Annotated in this window: 19 protein-coding genes and 1 tRNA gene; 11 read left to right on the plus strand and 9 right to left on the minus strand. The window is 58.5% G+C overall.

The window, feature by feature from the left end; genetic code table 11:
* Positions 1 to 155: 155 nt before the first annotated feature.
* Positions 156 to 230: transfer RNA gene (locus ASD46_RS04630), tRNA-Thr, on the minus strand.
* Between the two features lie 155 nt (positions 231 to 385).
* On the opposite strand from ASD46_RS04630, the gene ASD46_RS04635 reads away from it, so the two are divergent.
* The 10 genes from ASD46_RS04635 to ASD46_RS04680 all read left to right on the plus strand — a co-directional run bounded on the left by ASD46_RS04635 (position 386) and on the right by ASD46_RS04680 (position 7,289).
* On the plus strand, positions 386 to 652 hold the full coding sequence (locus tag ASD46_RS04635; RefSeq protein ID WP_013635467.1) for a hypothetical protein: 267 nt from the start codon (positions 386 to 388) through the stop codon (positions 650 to 652).
* A gap of 102 nt (positions 653 to 754) precedes the next feature.
* A complete protein-coding gene (murA, locus tag ASD46_RS04640) occupies positions 755 to 2,047 on the plus strand; it encodes a UDP-N-acetylglucosamine 1-carboxyvinyltransferase (protein ID WP_025592455.1) in 1,293 nt (430 codons plus the stop codon).
* Between the two features lie 115 nt (positions 2,048 to 2,162).
* A complete protein-coding gene (locus ASD46_RS04645; protein ID WP_003515054.1) occupies positions 2,163 to 2,603 on the plus strand; it encodes a DUF2948 family protein in 441 nt (146 codons plus the stop codon).
* A 131-nt stretch (positions 2,604 to 2,734) separates the two neighbouring features.
* Positions 2,735 to 4,033, plus strand: coding sequence for a histidinol dehydrogenase (gene hisD, locus ASD46_RS04650; protein ID WP_025592454.1), 1,299 nt, complete (start codon positions 2,735 to 2,737; stop codon positions 4,031 to 4,033).
* Between the two features lie 3 nt (positions 4,034 to 4,036).
* The gene (locus tag ASD46_RS04655) at positions 4,037 to 4,510 is read left to right on the plus strand and encodes a UPF0262 family protein (protein WP_003515052.1); all 474 of its coding nucleotides are present in this window, start codon (positions 4,037 to 4,039) and stop codon (positions 4,508 to 4,510) included.
* A gap of 2 nt (positions 4,511 to 4,512) precedes the next feature.
* A complete protein-coding gene (locus tag ASD46_RS04660; protein ID WP_013635463.1) occupies positions 4,513 to 5,001 on the plus strand; it encodes a low molecular weight phosphatase family protein in 489 nt (162 codons plus the stop codon).
* Positions 5,002 to 5,211: 210 nt separating this feature from the next.
* Positions 5,212 to 5,430, plus strand: a complete 219-nt coding sequence (gene infA / locus ASD46_RS04665) for a translation initiation factor IF-1 (protein WP_003493814.1) — start codon at positions 5,212 to 5,214, stop codon at positions 5,428 to 5,430.
* A 34-nt stretch (positions 5,431 to 5,464) separates the two neighbouring features.
* Positions 5,465 to 6,088 carry a Maf-like protein gene (locus ASD46_RS04670; protein ID WP_003515050.1) on the plus strand — a complete coding sequence of 208 codons (624 nt, stop codon included), beginning with the start codon at positions 5,465 to 5,467 and terminating at the stop codon, positions 6,086 to 6,088.
* Between the two features lie 3 nt (positions 6,089 to 6,091).
* Positions 6,092 to 6,319 carry a DNA gyrase inhibitor YacG gene (yacG, locus tag ASD46_RS04675; RefSeq protein WP_003515047.1) on the plus strand — a complete coding sequence of 76 codons (228 nt, stop codon included), beginning with the start codon at positions 6,092 to 6,094 and terminating at the stop codon, positions 6,317 to 6,319.
* 148 nt (positions 6,320 to 6,467) lie between these two features.
* Positions 6,468 to 7,289, plus strand: a complete 822-nt coding sequence (locus tag ASD46_RS04680; protein ID WP_025592450.1) for a DUF6030 family protein — start codon at positions 6,468 to 6,470, stop codon at positions 7,287 to 7,289.
* 27 nt (positions 7,290 to 7,316) lie between these two features.
* On the opposite strand, the gene galE is transcribed toward ASD46_RS04680, so the two are convergent.
* The 3 genes from galE to mscL all read right to left on the minus strand — a co-directional run bounded on the left by galE (position 7,317) and on the right by mscL (position 10,422).
* The gene (galE, locus tag ASD46_RS04685; protein ID WP_013635459.1) at positions 7,317 to 8,348 is read right to left on the minus strand and encodes a UDP-glucose 4-epimerase GalE; all 1,032 of its coding nucleotides are present in this window, start codon (positions 8,346 to 8,348) and stop codon (positions 7,317 to 7,319) included.
* Positions 8,349 to 8,674: 326 nt separating this feature from the next.
* The gene (locus tag ASD46_RS04690) at positions 8,675 to 9,841 is read right to left on the minus strand and encodes a pyridoxal phosphate-dependent aminotransferase (RefSeq protein ID WP_025592447.1); all 1,167 of its coding nucleotides are present in this window, start codon (positions 9,839 to 9,841) and stop codon (positions 8,675 to 8,677) included.
* A gap of 152 nt (positions 9,842 to 9,993) precedes the next feature.
* A complete protein-coding gene (mscL, locus tag ASD46_RS04695) occupies positions 9,994 to 10,422 on the minus strand; it encodes a large conductance mechanosensitive channel protein MscL (RefSeq protein ID WP_025592446.1) in 429 nt (142 codons plus the stop codon).
* Positions 10,423 to 10,638: 216 nt separating this feature from the next.
* Here mscL and ASD46_RS04700 point away from each other — a divergent pair, with 216 nt between their 5' ends.
* The gene (locus tag ASD46_RS04700; protein ID WP_025592444.1) at positions 10,639 to 14,148 is read left to right on the plus strand and encodes a hybrid sensor histidine kinase/response regulator; all 3,510 of its coding nucleotides are present in this window, start codon (positions 10,639 to 10,641) and stop codon (positions 14,146 to 14,148) included.
* A gap of 55 nt (positions 14,149 to 14,203) precedes the next feature.
* On the opposite strand, the gene ASD46_RS04705 is transcribed toward ASD46_RS04700, so the two are convergent.
* The 5 genes from ASD46_RS04705 to cheT form a co-directional block, all read right to left on the minus strand.
* The gene (locus ASD46_RS04705; protein WP_025592442.1) at positions 14,204 to 16,051 is read right to left on the minus strand and encodes a methyl-accepting chemotaxis protein; all 1,848 of its coding nucleotides are present in this window, start codon (positions 16,049 to 16,051) and stop codon (positions 14,204 to 14,206) included.
* Between the two features lie 151 nt (positions 16,052 to 16,202).
* A complete protein-coding gene (gene visR, locus ASD46_RS04710) occupies positions 16,203 to 16,904 on the minus strand; it encodes a transcriptional regulator VisR (protein ID WP_003515015.1) in 702 nt (233 codons plus the stop codon).
* A 58-nt stretch (positions 16,905 to 16,962) separates the two neighbouring features.
* Complete coding sequence (visN, locus tag ASD46_RS04715; protein ID WP_003515014.1) at positions 16,963 to 17,694, minus strand: transcriptional regulator VisN; 732 nt, start codon at positions 17,692 to 17,694, stop codon at positions 16,963 to 16,965.
* A gap of 372 nt (positions 17,695 to 18,066) precedes the next feature.
* A complete protein-coding gene (gene fliF / locus ASD46_RS04720; protein ID WP_003515013.1) occupies positions 18,067 to 19,749 on the minus strand; it encodes a flagellar basal-body MS-ring/collar protein FliF in 1,683 nt (560 codons plus the stop codon).
* Between the two features lie 131 nt (positions 19,750 to 19,880).
* Complete coding sequence (gene cheT / locus ASD46_RS04725; protein ID WP_003515012.1) at positions 19,881 to 20,264, minus strand: chemotaxis protein CheT; 384 nt, start codon at positions 20,262 to 20,264, stop codon at positions 19,881 to 19,883.
* Between the last annotated feature and the right edge of the window lie 4 nt (positions 20,265 to 20,268).

The following is a 20,268-nucleotide window of genomic DNA, read 5'->3' on the forward strand; positions in this document are numbered from 1 at the left end:
CAGCAACAGAATATTCGGAAATGGAAACCGCGCTTCGCAAGAGGCGCGGTTTTCACATTTACCGAGACCAGTGCAGAATGCGCGAAAAAGCAAGCCGACATCGTGGACAAGACCCACCGTCACGTTGAGTAAATTTCTGATTTTATTGGGAAAAATGGTGCTGCTAGAGAGATTTGAACTCTCGGCCTCTCCCTTACCAAGGGAGTGCTCTACCCCTGAGCTATAGCAGCATCCGGTGCCGAAGCGTTTGCTTCAGCATCAAGCGTGGCGGCCTATTGCCATAGGTTTTTGACGAGCGCAAGTCGCAAAACGATATTCTTCAACAAGCGGGGCAAAAAAGCGTTCCCCCTGTTGAAAAACGTATTTTTCGGATATTGCTGAATTTATGAACGAACATCATGACAAACAGGCAAAGGCGGCGGTTTCCGTGAACGCTTCAGAAGACCCCGTTGCCCTTGCGGCAAGCGGAAACGCGCAGGCAGGTCCCGGCGAGAAGGCGCGGCAACGCGAGGCGGAGCGCAAGGCGCGGGCAGCGAAGAAGCTGCGTGAAAACCTGCAGAAGCGCAAACAGCAGGTTCGCGCGCGCCGGGCCGGCGATGCGGATGAGACGATTGGCCTGCCTGCCGCAAAAACGGACGAATCATCCTCATAGAGAATTCACCAGCATCATTTGAAACGCCGCGGAAACTCGTCTAAGGACGCGCATTTCCGCAAGGCATGATTAAGAAAGGCGGGCATAGGCCCGTAGGGACGCATGGATCGCATCAGAATTACGGGTGGTAACAAGCTCAACGGCATCATTCCCATCTCCGGCGCGAAAAACGCCGCTCTGCCGTTGATGATCGCTTCGCTTCTGACCAGCGATACGCTGACGCTCGAAAACGTGCCGCATCTGGCGGACGTCGAGCAGCTCATCCGTATTCTCGGCAATCATGGCGTCGATATTTCGGTCAATGGCCGTCGCGAAAGCCAGGGCGAAGCCTATTCCCGCACGGTCCACTTCACCTGCCGTACCATTGTCGACACCACCGCACCTTACGAGCTGGTTTCCAAGATGCGCGCCAGCTTCTGGGTCATCGGCCCGCTTCTGGCCCGTGAAGGCCGTGCGCGCGTTTCACTGCCCGGCGGCTGTGCCATTGGCACCCGTCCGGTGGACCTGTTCATCGAGGGCCTGCAGGCGCTTGGCGCAACGATGGAGATCGATGGCGGCTATATCAACGCCAGCGCTCCAAAGGGCGGCCTGATCGGCGCTGTTTATACCTTCCCGAAAGTCTCCGTCGGCGCGACGCATGTGATGCTGATGGCCGCGAGCCTTGCAAGAGGCACCACCGTCATTCACAACGCCGCCCGCGAACCGGAAGTCGTCGATCTAGCGCACTGCTTGACTGCGATGGGCGCGAAGATCGAGGGCGCTGGCACCTCCACCATCACCATCGAGGGCGTCACCTCGCTTTCCGGCGCACGCCACCGGGTGCTGCCTGACCGTATCGAGACCGGCACCTATGCCATGGCCGTTGCCATGGCTGGCGGTGATGTGGTGCTGGAAGGCACGCGTGCATCGCTGCTCGACAATGCGCTGGACACGCTGCGGCTTGCCGGAGTGTCGATCAGCGACACGGAGACCGGTCTGCGCGTCGTGCGCAACGGCAACGGCATTCAGCCCGTCGATATCGTCACCGAACCCTTCCCCGGCTTCCCGACCGACCTTCAGGCGCAGTTCATGGCGCTGATGACCCGGTCGCAGGGTGTATCCCACATTACCGAAACCATCTTCGAAAACCGCTTCATGCATGTGCAGGAACTGGCCCGTCTCGGCGCGAAGATTTCGCTCTCCGGGCAGATGGCCCGTATCGAAGGCGTTACCCGCCTGAAGGGTGCGCCTGTCATGGCAACCGATCTGCGCGCCTCGGTGTCGTTGGTCATTGCGGGCCTGGTGGCGGAAGGCGAGACCATGGTTTCGCGCGTCTACCACCTCGATCGCGGTTTCGAACGGCTTGAAGAAAAGCTCACCCGCTGCGGTGCGCTGGTCGAACGCGTCAGCGATTGATCCTTTCATCGCCGTTCATTCGTTTTCTCCCCGTTGCAGAGCGGGCCGCGACTGCCTATTTCCTGTACAAGGAATAGACATTGCGGGCGCGGCCCCGCGGAAAAGGAAGAAAACGATGAGCGGCCTGAAATTGCTCGCGCTGGATACTGAAGATCTCTCCGTCATTTCGACGCACATGCAGGACAGCGTCTTCAAACTGAAGGACGTTGCATTCGAGGCAAAGCAGGGCCAATTTACACTTTCCGCCAATCGTTTCGTCTGGGAAAGCGCGAATAAGAAGAACCTGCCGCCGGAGCGATGCCGCAGCGTGGTTTTCCTGAAGCGGGTCTCCGCCGTCCGCTCGCACGGCATCAATCGCAGTGATAAGGAACAGGTGCTTTCGCTCCTTGCAATCCGCTTCGTGCAGAACGGCGAAGGTCCTGATGGCGCCGTCGAACTGACGCTTTCGGGCGGCGGGGCTATCGCACTGGATGTCGAATGCATCGAGGCGCAGCTGACGGATGTGAGCGGCGCCTGGGAAACTGCCGCCAAACCGCATCATCCCGATAGCGAATAAGCTCTCCACGCCATTGCAACGGTTGCCTTTCGTCACTGTTTCGATTTATGCCACATACCAGAGCCGCATTTTTCTGCGGTGAGTTCGTGCACCTCGCGGGATCGCCGCGAGGAAAATGAGAGGGTAATGGCGTGGCAATCTGGCTGGAGCGGGCATCGGCTGATTTCGAACAGAAATTCGCTGCCTTCCTGACAACCAAGAGGGAAGTTTCGGAAGACGTCAACGCGACCGTTCGCGACATCATCGATGACGTCCGCAATCGCGGCGATGCGGCCCTTGCCCACTACTCCATTAAATTCGACGGCATCGATTTCTCGAAGGTCTCGATGCGGGTGACAGCGGAAGAGATCGATGCGGCCGTCGCAGCCGTTGACAGAAGTGTCATCGAAGCTCTCGAACTCGCAGCCCGGCGCATTGAAAAACACCATGCGCGGCAGATGCCGAAGGACGATATCTACGAAGACGAGATCGGTGTGGGCCTCGGTTCACGCTGGACGGCGATCGAAGCTGTCGGCCTTTATGTGCCCGGCGGCACCGCGAGCTATCCAAGCTCCGTCCTTATGAACGCTGTCCCGGCCAAGGTTGCCGGTGTAGAGCGTATCGTCATGGTCGTGCCGGCGAATGGCGGCGTGATAAACCCCGCCGTTCTTGCCGCCGCGCGCATCGCAGGTGTTGAGGAAATCTACCGCATTGGCGGCGCACAGGCCGTGGCTGCACTCGCCTACGGCACGGAAACAATCACGCCTGTCGCCAAGATTGTCGGCCCCGGCAATGCCTATGTGGCGGCCGCGAAACGGCATGTCTTCGGAACTGTTGGCATCGACATGATCGCCGGGCCCTCCGAAGTGCTTGTCATTGCCGACAGGGGCAACGATCCGGACTGGCTGGCCGCCGATCTTCTCGCGCAAGCGGAGCATGACCGTGGCGCGCAGTCCATTCTCATCACCGACAATGCCGAACTCGGCAAGGCGGTGGAGGCGGCGGTGGAACGGCAGCTGAAACGGCTGTCGCGCGCCGAGACGGCAGCGGCGAGCTGGGCGGATTTCGGTGCGATCATTCTCGTCGAAAAGCTCACCGATGCCATTCCCTTGGCCAACCGCATTGCGGCCGAGCATCTGGAGCTTGCCGTTGACGATCCGGACGCGCTGATGGCGCATATCCGCAATGCCGGCGCGATCTTCGTCGGGCGCCATACGCCTGAGGTGATCGGCGATTATGTCGGCGGCTCCAACCACGTTCTGCCGACGGCGCGCTCAGCGCGCTTCTCTTCCGGCCTTTCAGTGCTGGATTTCGTCAAGCGTACCTCGATCCTGCGTCTCGGGCCTGAGCAGCTGCGGCAGCTTGCGCCGGCGGCGATCACCCTTGCCCGTTCGGAGGGGCTGGACGCGCATGCGCGCTCCGTCTCCATTCGCCTCAACCCGGAAAGTTAAGAGATGGCTTCAGGCGATTTCCGGCTCTGCGATGTGGTTCTGGACGATAGCATCGGCCGGTCCACGCCGGACGTGGAGCATGAACGCGCCGTCGCCATTTTCGATCTGATAGAGGAAAACACGTTCGAACCATTCGGCCATGAGGGCGGCCCATACCGGCTGCACATATCGCTGGTCGATGCCAAGCTGGTTTTCTCGATCAAGACCGAAGACGAGAAGGATGTCTCGACCCATATCCTGTCGCTGACGCCGTTTCGCCGCATCATCAAGGATTATTTCCTGATCTGCGAAAGCTATTACGAGGCGATACGCTCCTCCACTCCAAGCCAGATCGAGGCGATCGACATGGGCAGGCGGGGCATTCACAATGACGGCTCGCAGACTTTGATGGACCGGCTTTCCGGCAAGATCAAAATCGATTTCGATACTGCGCGCCGTCTCTTCACCCTTGTCTGTGTGCTTTATTGGCGGGGTTAGAGATGAGAGATCCCGCCACGGCTCCAAATGGGGGACAGGCTCCCAAATCGGTCCTCTTCATGTGCGGTATGAACTCCATCCGTTCTCCCATGGCCGAGGTCATCGCCAAACGACTGGTGGCGCCCGGCATCTACATCCAGTCGGCCGGCGTGCGTGCGGGCGAGCGTGACCCCTTTGTGGATGCGGTTCTGGAAGAACAGGGATTTTCGCTCGGCAAACACAAACCGCGTACATTGGACGAGATCGAGGATGATTTTTTCGATCTGATCATTACATTGACACCCGAAGCTCATCATGCAGCACTTGAACTGACACGCTCCAACTCGCTCGACGTTGTCTATTGGCCAACCATGGACCCAACCGTCATCACCGGCACGCGGGACCAGATTCTCGATGCCTATCGCGAGGTGCGGGATCATCTTGCCAGGCTGATTGCCGAACGCCTGCCAGGTAGGCCGCAGCCGGCGGCGGATACGCTTTCAAAAGACTGAGGTTGAGTGTCCGTTTCGATCGGACCAGACACTTCAAACGCCGCACAGGACAGGCATTTATTCGATCCGCACCTCTGACCTGGCGAAAATCGGTTCCGATTTTCGCCGTGATGCTTTAGAGGTTCACAAATGTGCCGGGATTGTGTAGTTTCCGCGCAATTTTCCCGGACACGACAGGTCCGGCACTATCAACAGGAAGAAAACCCTTACATGACAAAAGAAGAAGTCCTCGAATTCCCGGGCATCGTAACCGAATTGCTGCCGAACGCAACATTCCGCGTGAAGCTTGAGAACGAACACGAAATCATCGCCCACACGGCGGGCCGCATGCGCAAGAACCGTATCCGCGTTCTGGCGGGCGACAAGGTGCTGGTCGAAATGACACCTTACGACCTGAGCAAGGGCCGCATCACCTATCGCTTCAAGTAATCCGTTTTCGGCATTCGGAAGCCCGGGCAGCGCAATGACCAACTCAAAACAAAAGCTCGTTCTGGCATCCGGTTCGCCGCGGCGTCTGGAACTATTGCACCAGATCGGCATCGAGCCGGCACGTCTGATGCCGATGGATATCGACGAAACGCCCGTAAAGCTTGAGCATCCGCGCACGCTGTGCCGTCGCCTGTCGCTACAGAAGGCCGAGGCTGCGCATGCGGCGCTGAAGAGCGAGCAGACGTGGAAAGACGCCTATGTTCTCGGCTCCGACACCGTGGTGGCCGTGGGTCGCCGCATTGTCGGCAAGGCGGAATATACCGAGGAGGCTTCCGCAGCGCTGCATCTTCTCTCGGGGCGCAGCCATTGGGTTTATACCGGCATCTGCCTTGTGACGCCCGGCGGCAAGATCCGTCAGAAGGTTGTGGAAACCAAGGTGCGTTTCAAACGCCTTACCACGCGCGAGATCGACGCCTATATCGCCTCTGGGCAATGGCGCGGCAAAGCCGGGGCCTATGGTATCCAGGGCATTGCCGGCTCATTCGTGCAGAAACTGACCGGCTCCTACACCAATGTCGTCGGCCTGCCGCTGTATGAGACCATGTCGCTTCTTTCCGGTGAAGGGTTCGAGGTGACGTCGGGCTGGCTCGAAGGATAGACCATGACAAAATCATCTCCTGAAGGTTCGGGAAATGTCACGCCGCTTCGGAAAACGAAGCCATGTCCGGAGTGCGGGCGGCCCTCGACACGGGAAGACTATCCGTTCTGTTCGGATCGCTGCCGCTCGCTCGATCTCGCCCGCTGGCTGAACGGCTCCTACGCCATTCCTGTCGCCGACGACGAAAGCAGCGCGGACGAACAGGACTCGTTCAAAAATTCCTCCGAATAACGTTGCGCCGCCGGAAAATCCGGCGGTGAAATACAGAATATTTTTAATGACCTTCAGCTCGCAGTATATTCACCGGGTTGCCGACAGCCCGAAAGCCATATCAAAAACCGGTTGACGCCCCTCCCCCGGCAGCCATTAGGGTTCCCCGATGGACGCAAGCCTGCAAAAAAGAGTAAGGCCTGGCGCGCTGCTGTTTGCGGTGCTGGCAGTTTGTCTTGCCATATTGGCAACGGTGCTGCTTGCCAATGACAAGAAACATCTCAAAAGCCTGCTGAGCTATCTCAACCTTGCGCCTGCCACACGCTCCGCCGAGCAGCCAGCGCGGATGAAGCCCGTCAAGCGGCAAAAGGTTACCGCCCAAAAGCTCAATCTACCGCCGCATCTGCTGAAATTCGAGCAAGGCGGCGACAGGGCATCCTTTGCCCGCGACTTCGTTCTGTCCGGCAAGGACCTCTGCGACCGCTTTACCGCGGCGGGCTTTTCCAACCCGCAAGGCTGGCACGCAAGCCCGGTGAAGATCCGCAATTTCGAATGCATGGCCGATCTTGTGGTCGGGGACACGGCGAACGCGTCGGAACGGGCATCGCTTTTTCTCGACATAAGAGGCGAGGCGTCCGACGAGGTTCGCTCTATCAGGATGAAAGTGGTTGCGCCGCAGACACCTGATGGTGCCGTTATTCTGACGAAGCTTGAGGACGCGTTGGCGATGATCATCGAGCAGACGCGCTGGGCCGACCTTGCCAGCATGCTTGAGCCGGCACGCAGGCTGCAACCCTATCAGGCAGAGCATTTCGGTATTTCCGTCTCCCTAAAGCCGGAGCCGTCTGCGCCGCATCGGCTGAACCTGATTTTGCTGGCAACGGAACAATTGCCGGGACTGAAGCTCACGCGCAGCTATTTCGACAGCGAGAAATGGCTTCCCGCTGCCACTCTTTCGGATCGACCGGTCCTCTATTTTTCCGTCAGGTAGAACCGCATCCCGAAAACCAACGGCCGCTCAGCCTATCGCTGCCAGTTTATGCCGCCCAGGCAGAATCCTGTCGCTTCGCTGGGCTTGACGTTTGGCCTCCCACTGAAGGGCCGTGCGAACGATGGTTGTGAGATCATTGAAACGCGGCGACCATCCGAGTTCCGACTGGATGCGGCTCGAATCCGCAACCATCGCGGCAATGTCGCCGGCGCGGCGGGGACAATGGATAACCGGGAAATCGTTTCCGGATTCCCGCTGCACGGCGTGCAGCACGTCCAGTACCGAATAGCCGACGCCATAACCGCAATTGAGCGTTCGTGTGCCGCCACCAGCACGCAGATGCGCCATGGCGAGCATATGCGCGTCGATCAGATCGCTGACATGGATATAGTCGCGAACGCCGGTGCCGTCAGCGGTCGGATAATCTGTTCCGTAAACCTCCACCTTGTCGCGCCGGCCGGTTGCCGCTTCGCACGCTACCTTGATGAGGTTCGCCACACCCGTGGGGGACGGACCGGCACGGCCCTTCGGGTCGGCGCCGGCAACATTGAAGTAACGCAGCGCCACATAGTTGAAATCATGTGCCTGCACGACATCGCGCAACATGATTTCTGAGGCGAGTTTCGACAGGCCGTAGGGATTTTCCGGGCTGAGAACTGCCGTTTCCGGCACCGGGCCATCAAAGGGTTGGTTCCCATAGACCGCGGCAGTTGAAGAGAAGATGAAATTGCGGATACCATGACCGACTGCCGCCGCAACAAGGGCGCGGGTCGTGCCGGTATTGTTTTCGTAATATTCCAGCGGCTGGCTGATCGATTCAGGGACGCTGACGGAGCCAGCGAAGTGGAAAATGGTCTCGATCTGGTTGTGTTCGAAAATCTGGCCGAGCAAGTCGCGATCGGCGACGTCGCCGAGATAGAAACGCGCCGCTGGCGCGACCGCCCAACGTGATCCCGTCGAAAGACGGTCGACAACAACGACGTCTTCACCGGCGTCGAGCAAAGCCCACACCATGTGGCTTCCTATATAACCGGCCCCACCGGTGACCAGAACAGCCATGACATTACTTCCCTGTTTGCTTTTGTTGCGTCCATCAAAGCCAATAATTCTTCATCATTGATTACTTGCACAGCAAATACCCCACCTATCCCTTGCCCCTATGAAAAGGTGGCTTACGATTGGTTAGCGCAATGAAGTGTGTTTTATTTATTAGATGAAAATGTTCTCATGAATGGAACACAAGGCGCATAGCACAGAAAAGTCCGCACGTCGATTGGTACGCCGTGAGGTTGTAGTTTTAGCGGCTCGCCATGATTCTTTTGGTAGAAAATCTGCCTGCCGCGGCAAAATTCGGCGCGGCAGGGCGGGCTATCGCAGGATTGCGGTTATCTGCCGAGAATATAGGACGCAAGCCGATCGGCTGCGTCTTCGATCTGCTTTGGGTTGCGCAGGAAGCAGGCGCGGAGAAACAGCTCCCCGCCTTGGCCGAAGGCGGTGCCCGGCGCGAGGCCGACGCCGGTCTTGTCAACGATATCCAGAGCCGTGGCGCGGCTGTCGGTGACGCCGTCCACCTTGAGGAAGGCATAAAGAGCGCCATCCGGCTTCAATGTTTCCACGCGGTTCGTCGCGATCAGCGCATCGCAGAGAATGTCGCGGGATGTCAGAGCGCGTTCGTAGTTCTCGCGGACGAAACCGTCGCCATGGTCGAGAGCCGCGACTGCGCCGCGCTGCATGAACTGCGCCACGCCGGAGGTGGAATATTGAATAAGGTTCTCGATCACCTGGCCGATGACCGGCGGCGCCACAAGCCAGCCGACACGCCAGCCCGTCATGGACCAGTTCTTCGAAAAAGAATTGGCGAAGACGATTTTGTCCTCCGGTTCCATCACGTCGAGGAACGACGGCGCACGGGTGCCGGTATAGTGATAAAGTGCGTAAATCTCATCCGCCACGATCCAGAGGTCGTGCTTGCGGGCGAGTGCCAGAACATCGCGAAGATTGTCTCGCGTTGCGGTCCAGCCGGTCGGGTTGGACGGCGTGTTGATAAAGAGCGCCTTCGTCTTACCGGTGATCGCACTTTCCAGCTTGCCGATATCGAGATCCCAGCGACCATCGTGGAAATCGATGCCGGCTGCAACCGCCTTTGCGCCCGCCACGCCGATGGCGGCAACAATATTGGGCCAGGTGGGCGTGAGATAGATCATCTCGTCGCCCGGCGAGGTCAGCGCCTGCACCGCAAGCGCAATCGCCTGCATGCCGGAACCTGTTACGTAAAAATGATCTGCGGATAGAGAGGCTGAAAAGTGACGCTCGTAGTAGCTGCTGAGCGCCTGGCGCAATTCGGGAATGCCGCGTTGCCAGGTATAGAAGGTCTCGCCATTGTTGAGTCCGTCGATGGCCGCCTTGTTGATGAAGTCCGGGCTTGGCAGATCGCCTTCGCCGACCCAAAGCGGCAGAAGATTGTCCCGTCCCCGGGCATAATTCACGACCTCGACAATGCCGCTCTCGGGAGCCGCCAGAGAGCGCGCACTCAGACTGTTCAAAATGGACATTAAAGACACTCCGTTTGGTGTCTTCTTATCGCATCGAACGGGCGATATGCATGATATTCCGTGCAACAGTCATGGATTTTCTTTATGGATGGATGCCCGGCGAGAGGGAGCTGACCCATGGTCAGCAATATCGCGCCGGGGCAATCTAAGCCTCAGCGCGTCTTCAGCAGATCGCGGATTTCGGTGAGAAGCTTGACGTCTTCCGGCGGCGGAGGCGGTTCCGACTTTTCCTCGATCTTTTTCCGGTCGACAGAAGCGCGAAGCTTGTTGACCCCTTTGACCATCAGGAAAATGATCCAGGCGAGAATGAGGAAGTTGATGAGGACCGTGAGAAAGTTACCATAAGCGAAGACAGCGCCCTGATCGCGTGCGGCGGCAAGCGAGCTGGCGGTGACGCTGGAACTGAGTGGCAGGAAGTAGTTCGAAAAATCGAACCCGCCGAAAATCGCACCGACGATCGGCATGATAAGGTCGTTGACGACGGAATCGACGATCTTGCTGAACGCCGCCCCGATAATAACACCCACGGCCAGATCCATGACATTGCCACGGGCAATGAAGGTTTTAAATTCGTTAAGCATCAGATGGTCCCTCTCCTGCTTCGCGAGCTGAAGCTATGTGACTGTCCCTACGGGTTCAACCATATAGATTCCCTGTCCCATTTGGAATTCGTCAAGATTGCATTTATTAGGCTTTTTGCACGGTAGTCTTGAACTTTATGATCAGACCGCGCTCATTCTCAACGGCCCGGAATTCGCCTATGCTCGTTTTCAGGGATTGTTGCATAGGGAGGATGCGTGCTTCCTGGGTGGATCATATTCGGTTCGGCCTTCGCTTATGTCCTGCTGCTGTTTGCGGTTGCAAGTTATGGGGACAGGAATAGCCGGAAAAGAAACGCTCCCAAAAAGGGGCGGCCGTTCGTCTATGCGCTTAGTCTGGCGATCTATTGCACCTCCTGGACCTATTTCGGCGGCGTCGGGCTTGCGGCGGACAAGGGGCTGGAATTCCTCGGCATCTATACCGGGCCGATCCTTGCCTTCACCATTGGCATGCCGATCATTCGCCGGATCGTGGAGCTTGCCAAAACCGAAAAGCTGACGTCGGTTGCCGATTTCATTGCCGCCCGCTACGGCAAGAACTCCACCGTGGCGATGATTGTCGCCATCATCGCGCTTGTCGGCGCCATTCCCTATATCGCGCTGCAATTGAAGGCCGTTTCCAGTTCGGTGGCGACGATGGTCGATCCCGGCGATTACGGCATTGGCAGCGGCAACCTCTATTTCCTCGATCTGCCGCTGCTCGTCACCATCGTCATGGCGGGCTTCGCCGTCATGTTCGGCACCCGGCATACCGACGCCACCGAACACCAGGACGGGCTTATTCTGGCGATTTCGATGGAATCGCTCGTCAAGCTCGTCGCCATGTGCACCGTCGGCTTTTACGTTCTGTTCGTCCTATTCGACGGCCCCTCGCATTTGTGGGAACTTGCGTCGGGCAATGAACGGGCCATGCGGGCCATATCCTATCACACGCCCATCAGCCGCTGGATCGTGATGACCCTGCTTTCCGGTTTCGCGATCATCCTGTTGCCGCGCCAGTTCCATGTCACCGTGGTTGAAAATCGCACGCCGGAAGAACTGCGCATGGCGGGGTTCCTGCTGCCGCTTTATCTGATTGCGATCAACATCTTCGTGCTGCCGATAGCGCTTGCCGGAATTTTGACGCTCGGCGCCAATGGCAACGCCGATCTTTACGTCCTGCAATTGCCGCTTGCGCATCAAATGCCGGTCGTTTCGCTGATTACCTTCATTGGCGGATTTTCAGCGGCGACCGCCATGGTGATCGTTGCCTCGGTCGCGCTGTCGATCATGATTTCCAACGACATCGTCATGCCGATCTTTTTGCGGCAGAAGCTGTTGAACCGTTCGCCGCACCGGGACAACTTCGCCAAAACGCTTCTCAACATCCGCAGAACAGCGATCTTTGCGGTGATGCTTCTCGGCTACGGCTATTACCGTGCGGCCGATAGCGCCACCGGGCTTGCCTCCATCGGCCTCCTGGCATTTGCCGCCATCGCCCAGATGGCCCCTGCCCTTTTTGGCGGGTTGTTCTGGCGGCGCGCCAATGCGCGCGGTGCGATTGCCGGTTTGAGTTCAGGCTTTTTTGTCTGGGCCTACCTGCTGTTTCTGCCAAGCTTCGGCGGGCCTGATAACTCACAGGTCGCGGCCACCGTTCTCGGCTTCCTGTTTTCCGGCAGTACGGTCTTCAACGGTCCCGAGGCCGACCCTTTTGTGAACGCGGTCATCCTCAGCCTGCTCGTCAACAGCATGGCTTTCGTGCTTGGCTCGCTTTCACGCAACCCACGACCGGTGGAGCGCATCCAGTCCGGCATCTTCGTGAAGCGCCATTCGAAATCACAATTCGCCACGCGCGGCTGGAAAACCCGCGTCAGCGTCGGCGATCTCAAAAGCGCGATTGCCCGTTATCTCGGTGAAGAGCGCATGCTGCGCTCACTGGCGACCTATGAAAAGACGGCGGGCAGGAAGCTCAATGACGACCAGCCCGCCGACATGGCGCTGATCCATTTCTCCGAACAATTGCTAGGTAGCGCCATCGGCTCCTCCTCAGCCCGTCTCGTGCTTTCGATCATTCTCCAGAAGGCGGAGGACACCAGCGCCGACACGGCCTGGCTGCTGGATCAGGCAAGCGAGGCGCTGCAATATAATCAGGACATGCTGCAAACGGCGCTGGCGCAGATGGACCAGGGCATCGCCGTTTTCGACAGCTCGCAGCAGCTGACGATCTGGAACCGGCGCTTCCGCACCCTTCTCGATCTACCTGAGCAATTCGGGCAGGTGGGGCTGCCGCTGACGGACATCGTTTCCATGCTGCAGGAGCGCGGCGACATGCCGCCGGGCGACACAGAACAGCTGATCACCAGTTTCCTGACCATGGACCTGCCTTTCTCGCTGGTGCTTGGCGGCGGCGAGCGCATCATCGAAGTGCGCTCCAACACCATGCCGGACAAGGGTATCGTCGCCACCTTCACCGATATCACGCAGAGAGTGGCGAGCGATCAGGCACTGAAACAGGCCAATGAAACGCTGGAGCAGCGGGTGGCGGAACGAACCGTCGAGCTTACCCGCGTCAACCGCGAACTTGCGGAGGCAAGGGCATCCGCCGACGAGGCGAACATCGGCAAGACACGGTTTTTCGCTGCCGCTGGCCACGATATCCTCCAGCCGCTGAATGCCGCGCGGCTTTATTCCTCCTCGCTGGTCGAGCGGCTTGGCGCCTCGGGGGAAAGCGATCTCGTCCAGAACATCGATTCGGCGCTCGAGTCGGTAGAGACCATTCTCGGCGCGGTGCTCGATATTTCCCGCCTCGACACGGGTTCGATGAAAGCGCGCATGACATCGGTGCCGCTGAACGAGCTGCTGAAACGCATCGAAACCGATTTCGCGCCGATGGCGCAGGAAAAGAACCTCGATTTCGTGGTCATGCCCACCTCGCTCACCGTCCGCTCTGACCCCAACCTGTTGCGGCGGCTGATACAAAACCTCGTCTCCAATGCCATCAAATACACGCTGAGTGGCAAGGTCATCGTTGGCGCGCGCCGCCGGGGAGGCGATGTCGTCATTCAGGTGACGGATTCCGGCATCGGCATTCCCGCATCCAAATTCCGCACGGTTTTCAAGGAATTCGCTCGGCTGGATGAGGGTGCAAAAACGGCCTCCGGCCTCGGACTTGGTCTTTCAATTGTCGACCGGCTGTCGCGCATGCTGCACCATCCGGTACAGCTGATTTCCACACCCGGAAAAGGTACGACATTCCGTATCCACCTGCCGCGCGAGGCAGACCGCCTGACGCCAGCCAAGGCCGCTGGCGGGATCGCCAATCCGGTGGCGAGCGACCGGCTTGCCGGCGTCAGGGTACTCTGCATCGACAACGAGCCGAAAATCCTCGAGGGCATGACGTTATTGCTGACGGGATGGGGCTGTGAGGTCTTACCCGCAGGTTCGGTGGCCACACTCGAAGAACCGTTCCTGACAATGTCAGCGGCGCCGGATGTCATCATTGCCGATTATCATCTCGACGACGGCGACGGTATCAGCGCCATCCGCCTGATCAGGACATTCTACGGCAAAACGATTCCTGCCCTGCTTGTGACGGCGGACCGCAGCCCGGAAGTGCGCAGCGATGCGGAAAAATATGGGATTTCCGTCCAGCATAAGCCGGTCAAACCGGCGGCGCTGCGGGCCTATATCAACCAGATATCCAGCACGGCCCGCGCGGCGGCAGAATAAAAAAGCTCCCGGACCTTGCGATCCGGGAGCTCTTCGACTTTCAAAAATTATACTGTCAGGCTGCGCGGCTCAGTCGATCCTGGCCGGTCGCCGAGCCCTGCTCCATCTGAAAACGCTGAACCAGATCGAGCAACGCTTCCACTTCGCCCGACAGCACCCGGCTGGCTGCGCTCGACTGTTGGGCAAGCGCCGCGTTCTGCTGGGTCATCTGATCCATCTGGTTGACGGACCCGTTGACATTGTGGAGCGCGGAGGACTGATCCTGCGTTGCCGTCGCGATGGTTTCGACATGCTGGCTGACGGCGACAATCTGATGGCTGATGGCTGAAAGAACCGTGCCCGCTTCCTGCACCAGCTTCGATCCGGAGCTCACCTCATGCGTTGACTGGTTGATGAGCTGCTTGATTTCACGTGCCGCATCTGCGGAGCGTTGTGCAAGTTCACGCACTTCCTGCGCCACGACCGCAAAACCTTTGCCCGCCTCGCCCGCACGCGCAGCCTCGATGCCGGCATTGAGGGCGAGAAGGTTGGTCTGGAACGCGATGTCATCGATGACCTCGATGATCTGCTCGATCTTGCGCGAGGCGTCTTCGATACGGCCCATGGCGTCCACGGCATTGCTGACGACCGAACCGGAACTGTCGGCGCTCTGTTTGGTGATGCGGACGGCTTCGTTGGCTTCACGCGCCCGCTCGGCCGACGATCTGACCGTTGCGGTGATTTCCTCGACAGCGGCTGCCGTCTCTTCCAGCGAGGCCGCCTGATTCTCCGTGCGCTTCGACAGATCGACCGACGATTGCTCGATTTCAAAACCGCTATGCTGGATGACCAGGGTTCGCTCGCGGATTTGCCCCAGCGCATCGCGCAGGTTGAGAAGGGATTCGTTGAAGTCCGTGCGCAGACGATCCAGACGGCCGTTAAAGGGTGTCTCGATCGTGCGGCTCAGATCACCGCGCGAAAGCCTGCCGAGGCCGGACGCGATCTCGCTAACTGCGAATTCGATCTGGCCGTCCAGCTCCTGCTTCTCGGCATCGTTGCGGTGACGCTCCGATTCCGCCACGGACCGTTCCTCGGCGCTTTTGCCCTCGATCGCGAGTTTCTCAAGCGCATTCTCGCGAAATATCACGAGAGCGCGAGCGATGTTGCCGAATTCATTGGTATTGGTGGCATAGGGGATCGGCGTATCGAGATTGCCGTCCGAAAGGGACTTCACCGCATCGGTAAGCTTGCCTAGAGGCTGCAGGGTGCGCCGGATGACGAAATAGGCGAGCAATCCCACGCCGACCATGGCAACTGCGCCACAGATCAGCATCAGGTCGCGCAGGCCGAAAATCTGGGCTTCGTAGACGGCCATGGGAACGCCCACGAAAAGAATACCGACGGTTGCTCCGGACTTGTTGAGAACCGGCATGTATCCGGTCATGTAATTGGTGCCGAAAAGCGTGGCGGCGCCGAAATACCCCTCACCCTTGGAAACCTTTTCAAAAGCGGGATGGTCGGTGGCGAGCTTCGTGCCCGCTGCTCTCTCGCCCTTTTCGTTCTTCAGATTGGTGGTCATGCGAATATAATCGCCGGCCTTGGCTTCAAAAACCGTCGCGATGCCGCCATTACCGGCAGCCGTGCGGTCGACGAGATCATTGTCGCGCAGTGTCCCGATGCTGGCGCGGCCGATACTCTTGAGCTCTCCATCCACCATTTCGAGGGCCACGCCGCCGACCTTCATCTCGTAAAGGATCGCCATGCCGCGCATCGCGCTGTGCGTGTCACGCAGCGCAGTGGTGATGATATTGTCCTTCAGGCGAATGTATGTCGAAAAACCAACTGCCGCGACGCTGAGCGCAATCAGGCCGATCGTCAGCACGACGACCTTACCCGCAACGGACTTAAAGAGCCGGTTGTGCATGAAACAGTTCCCCAAAACCAAACTTATAAAAGTTCTAGTTGGCAACTGTTAAAAAAACGCGAAGTACCGATAGCAGCTTTTAGAGTGGATTACACAAGCCGCGCCGGCGCCTGCCGGCTTACAGGGACGGGAAAGCCCGCCCCCTCCCCAATCAATGGATATAGCCGAGCCGGATGGCCTTTGCGATCGCCTGGATACGGTTGACGGAATCGAGCTTGATCGTCGCTGAACCCAGATAGGCGTTGACGGTGTGTACCGAAAGCCCGAGCTTCACCGCGATTTCTTCGCTGATACGGCCATCACCCGCCAGTTGCAGACAGGCGATTTCCCTTTCGCTCAACGCTTCAGACGGTGCCACCTTGCGCTCATCCAGCGCCAGCATATCGACCATGATCTCGCAGCATTTGATGTGCTGTTCGATGACGACCTCGTTGTCGAGAACGAGGTTGCTGCCACAGAAAACGATGTAGCCGTTGCCAATCGTGCCGAGCCGCACCGGCAAAGCCAGTCCCGCATAGGGCAATGTATCGTTCTCGATCCGGCGCATCAAAGCCGGCACGTCAGGAAGATCGGCAAAACCGCCGGCATTCTTGTTACGCCAGATGACCGGCAGTAGCGATGTCTCTATATGATCCAAAAGAATATCGCCGACCGCGCGGATGAACTGCGCGCTCTGTTCGGCGGCATTCATGCCCCAGTTCTCCAGCTCGCAGGTCAGCTTCTTCTTGTTGGGGAAGCCGGAGGCGGCAGCCTTCGTCACCACGAAATTACGTGCGCCGACCAGTTTCTGCATGGCGACCAGCTTCGGAAACAGATCCGACCGGCTTGTCACAACAGGGCTGCGGTAAAACATACCGCTGCTTTGACTCGTACCCTCATTATCTTTCGTCTGTACCATGGGTCCCGACCATCTATACGAGGTTGTTGCGCACGGCGTAGGCGATTGCCTCCGAGCGGGTTTTCGTCGCGGTTTTCCGCATCACGCTTGTAATGTAATTATTGATCGTATTGCGCGAAATGCCAAGTATCATCGCAATTTCGTCGCTTGTCTTGCCTTCCGCGATCCAGAACAGGCACTCAAGCTCACGTTCTGTGAGGTCGATGTCACGCACGGCCTTTGCTTCGCTGGCAATGCCGAAGCTGACGCAATAGCCGGTCAGAAGCGCGATTTCGCGCAGACGGTCCGGCGAAGGAACCGAGTGTTCTGGAAACAGCAGCAGAAGCGAAAGACGAATGCGGCCCACACAGAAGGAAAGCGCCGAATATTGCCGGTCGATGCCGAAAGGGACAGAAACGTCGTCCGGAAGAACAAGCAATCGCGGCTGCAGAAGCGAAAGGCACTTTTCCATTTCGCTCGATCTGTTCTGGCTGTTGGCGAGTTCGGCACCAAGCCTGCGCACCAGATCGAAAGGCCAGTCGGATGTGATGATGAATTTCAGTCCGGTTTCTTCGAGAAGATCCTCCCGCGCCAGCAGATAATGCGAGGCGCCGGCGTAGGTTACGAGCAGATCCAGCGCGCCTGAAACGTTGCCGGCAGCGGCCGAGGCTGCGACGTTCTTGGCAAGCTGGTCGCGTGGCAAGGGCTTACCCATGCCCTCCATAGGCTTGGCAGACAGCCTGCGGATATCAACATCGACTTTCAATCGCCTACGCCCTCTTGCTCCCAATGGGGAGATTATACCTCGGGATGGAATCATTCCATTCGAGAAGCTTACCAAAATGGGATGGTGAGCCCCCGGAGACCGAATCACTTCATTTTATGGAACGGACTGGGATTTGCCATTACCTGACACCAGCCTTTCCACGTATTTCCTTGTTCGTCTATTCCTAAAAAACATACTGAAAAGCTGACCAATCCATAAACGGCATTCTCAGCCTATTCCCAGCAAACTGTATCGTTGCTGAATTTTTTGTAAACAGTGTCCCAAAGCGGGAATGCGACCGCGCGCGGCGCCAAGATACCAAAGAACCCGGAAATGCGCAAAAGGCCGGGATAACCCCGGCCTTTTTCAAAATCATGCAGCTTTTTCCACTGCCCATTTGCGAAGTATCTTGGCTGCGCGTTCTTCGCTGATTTCCACCATGCGGGAGAGCCTGCGCTCCGGTCCTTCGCGAACCCGGCGGTTGAAGGTGCCTTCGCTGTCGCCACCCGCCAGAAGATCGTCGGTGCTGTCGAAGCCGAAATCCGCCCCAAACCCTTCCATGAGACCACCAGCACCCGCATCCATGCCGGGAGAGAAATCCGGCAGTTCGAGGCCTGCGGTCTCCTGGCTGATCTGGCCTGCTGCCGCGCCGTTGCCGGTGACCGTACGAACCAGAGGGCGTACACCGAGCCAGACGACGAGGAAAGCAACAGCGACGAAGGCGAGCGAGTTGATGATGCCTGCCGAATTGCGGCTGAGCACTTCCATGATGCCCGGCCCGCTTGCGGCTTCGTCGAGCAACTGCGTTTCGAGGAAGTCCATCGCCGTCAGCGTGACGATATCGCCGCGATCGGAGGAAACGCCCGCAGCCGAGGTGACGATCTTCTGCATTTCGGCAAGATAGGCGTCGATCTTGGCCTGGTCGACAGGTTCGCCGACCATCTTGGCGATGCGACCCTTGTTGACGACTACGGCGACCGAAATCTTCTCGACGGTATAGCCATTCTTGACGGTGGCGACCGTTTTGGAATTGATTTCGTAGTTGGTCTGCTCTTCCTTCTTGGCCGACTGGTCGGAAGACTGCGGGCCACCTGCGCCGCCCTGGGGCGCTGCCTGCGGTACGTTCTGTTCCACGGTCGCGGCCGTATCGGGCTGCGTTTCCTGGGACTTCTGGTCTTCCTTAACGGTGCGAACGGAGCGCTCCACGCGCGATTCCGGATCGTAGACGGTTTCCTGAATCTGCCGGCTGTCGGTATTGAGCTGCGCCGTCACGCTGGAGCGGAAATTGTCCATGCCGAGGAAAGGCGCCAGCGCCTTGTCGATATTGGTGGTGATTTCCTGCTGAACGTTCTGCGCCAGCGTCAACGAGCGGTTCATGGCGGCGTTGGTGACGTCGTCACCGGAAGCGAGGAGCTGGCCGGTGGAATCGAGCAGCGTCACGTCATCGACCTCGAGGCCGGGAACGGCCGAGGCGACGAGATGACGGATGGAAGCGGACGCCTTGCGCCCGGCGGTGGCATTGGCTCGAATCATGACCGATGCGGTGGGCTTCTGCTCACCGCGACGGAAATTACCGACATCCGGCATGACGATATGGACGCGTGCGGCCGCAATTCCGTCGATCTGCTGAATGGAGCGGCTGATCTCACCCTCAAGCGCGCGAACCCGGGTCACTTCCTGCATGAAGGAAGTCAGGCCGAGAGAACCGACATTGTCGAAAAGCTCATAACCGGCATTGGCACTGTCAGGCAGGCCGCGCTCGGCCAGAAGCAGCCTTGCCTTGCTGGTGAGGCCGACCGGAACCTGGAGGCTGGCGCCATCCGTTCCAACCTGAAAGTCCAGCCCCGCTTCGGCGAGTGCAATGCTGATCTTGTTGAGGTCGCTTTTTTCAAGTCCCACATAAAGGGTCTCGTAAGCGGGACGGTTCACGTAAAGTGCTGCTGCAAGGATAATGGCCATGGACAAAATGCCCACGCCGCCCAGCATCAACAACCGTGTCTGACCCAGCGCCGCGAAATTCTTCAAGACCTGAGGGATTTGATTTAACAGATTCATTCTGTTCCGCACCGTCATTCATAGAGTCCGAGACCTTTTGGCCCCGTAATGACAATAGGGTGCGAAGCTTGCGCGAGCGTTGCCTTTATCCGCAATCCGCGAAAGGAAGGGGACCGCCAGATGAATGCTGTCTAGAACAGATCGAAGTCGCCGGCGACCTTGTCCAGCGGCTGCGAATGGCCATGGCGGATGGCTGCGCCCAGCGCCTTTTGCATTTCTGCCAGCTTGACGAGGCTGAGCGCGGTCGAGACATCCACGATCCAATCACCGGGAATGGAGCCGGTGACGGTATCGATGAACTCGGCAAGGCCGCGGGTTTTCTGGACGGCAAGGTCGATGCCCTGCAAGAGCTTGACGCCATCGCTGGACAATTCGCCGCTTGTCGCTTCCAGCAGTTGCGGCTCGATGCGCTCGATCAGATAGGCGACATCGTGCAGTTCCGATACCACGCGCATCAGAACGTCGGGCAAGGCTTCTTCGAACGGAGTGGTGCCGGTGTTGTTTGCAATCTGCATTGGA

The organism is Rhizobium sp. Root491, from assembly GCF_001427205.1.
GTDB classification, from domain to species: Bacteria; Pseudomonadota; Alphaproteobacteria; order Rhizobiales; family Rhizobiaceae; genus Agrobacterium; species Agrobacterium tumefaciens.

What these genes read in the sequence shown, in the direction of transcription:
- ASD46_RS04635 (WP_013635467.1), top strand. Translation starts at nt 386, where the DNA reads ATGAACGAACATCATGACAAACAGGCAAAGGCGGCGGTTTCCGTGAAC.
- murA (WP_025592455.1), top strand. Translation starts at nt 755, where the DNA reads ATGGATCGCATCAGAATTACGGGTGGTAACAAGCTCAACGGCATCATT.
- ASD46_RS04645 (WP_003515054.1), top strand. Translation starts at nt 2,163, where the DNA reads ATGAGCGGCCTGAAATTGCTCGCGCTGGATACTGAAGATCTCTCCGTC.
- ASD46_RS04655 (WP_003515052.1), top strand. Translation starts at nt 4,037, where the DNA reads ATGGCTTCAGGCGATTTCCGGCTCTGCGATGTGGTTCTGGACGATAGC.
- ASD46_RS04660 (WP_013635463.1), top strand. Translation starts at nt 4,513, where the DNA reads ATGAGAGATCCCGCCACGGCTCCAAATGGGGGACAGGCTCCCAAATCG.
- infA (WP_003493814.1), top strand. Translation starts at nt 5,212, where the DNA reads ATGACAAAAGAAGAAGTCCTCGAATTCCCGGGCATCGTAACCGAATTG.
- ASD46_RS04670 (WP_003515050.1), top strand. Translation starts at nt 5,465, where the DNA reads ATGACCAACTCAAAACAAAAGCTCGTTCTGGCATCCGGTTCGCCGCGG.
- yacG (WP_003515047.1), top strand. Translation starts at nt 6,092, where the DNA reads ATGACAAAATCATCTCCTGAAGGTTCGGGAAATGTCACGCCGCTTCGG.
- ASD46_RS04680 (WP_025592450.1), top strand. Translation starts at nt 6,468, where the DNA reads ATGGACGCAAGCCTGCAAAAAAGAGTAAGGCCTGGCGCGCTGCTGTTT.
- galE (WP_013635459.1), bottom strand. Translation starts at nt 8,348, where the DNA reads ATGGCTGTTCTGGTCACCGGTGGGGCCGGTTATATAGGAAGCCACATG.
- ASD46_RS04690 (WP_025592447.1), bottom strand. Translation starts at nt 9,841, where the DNA reads ATGTCCATTTTGAACAGTCTGAGTGCGCGCTCTCTGGCGGCTCCCGAG.
- mscL (WP_025592446.1), bottom strand. Translation starts at nt 10,422, where the DNA reads ATGCTTAACGAATTTAAAACCTTCATTGCCCGTGGCAATGTCATGGAT.
- ASD46_RS04705 (WP_025592442.1), bottom strand. Translation starts at nt 16,051, where the DNA reads ATGCACAACCGGCTCTTTAAGTCCGTTGCGGGTAAGGTCGTCGTGCTG.
- visR (WP_003515015.1), bottom strand. Translation starts at nt 16,904, where the DNA reads ATGTTTTACCGCAGCCCTGTTGTGACAAGCCGGTCGGATCTGTTTCCG.
- fliF (WP_003515013.1), bottom strand. Translation starts at nt 19,749, where the DNA reads ATGAATCTGTTAAATCAAATCCCTCAGGTCTTGAAGAATTTCGCGGCG.
- cheT (WP_003515012.1), bottom strand. Translation starts at nt 20,264, where the DNA reads ATGCAGATTGCAAACAACACCGGCACCACTCCGTTCGAAGAAGCCTTG.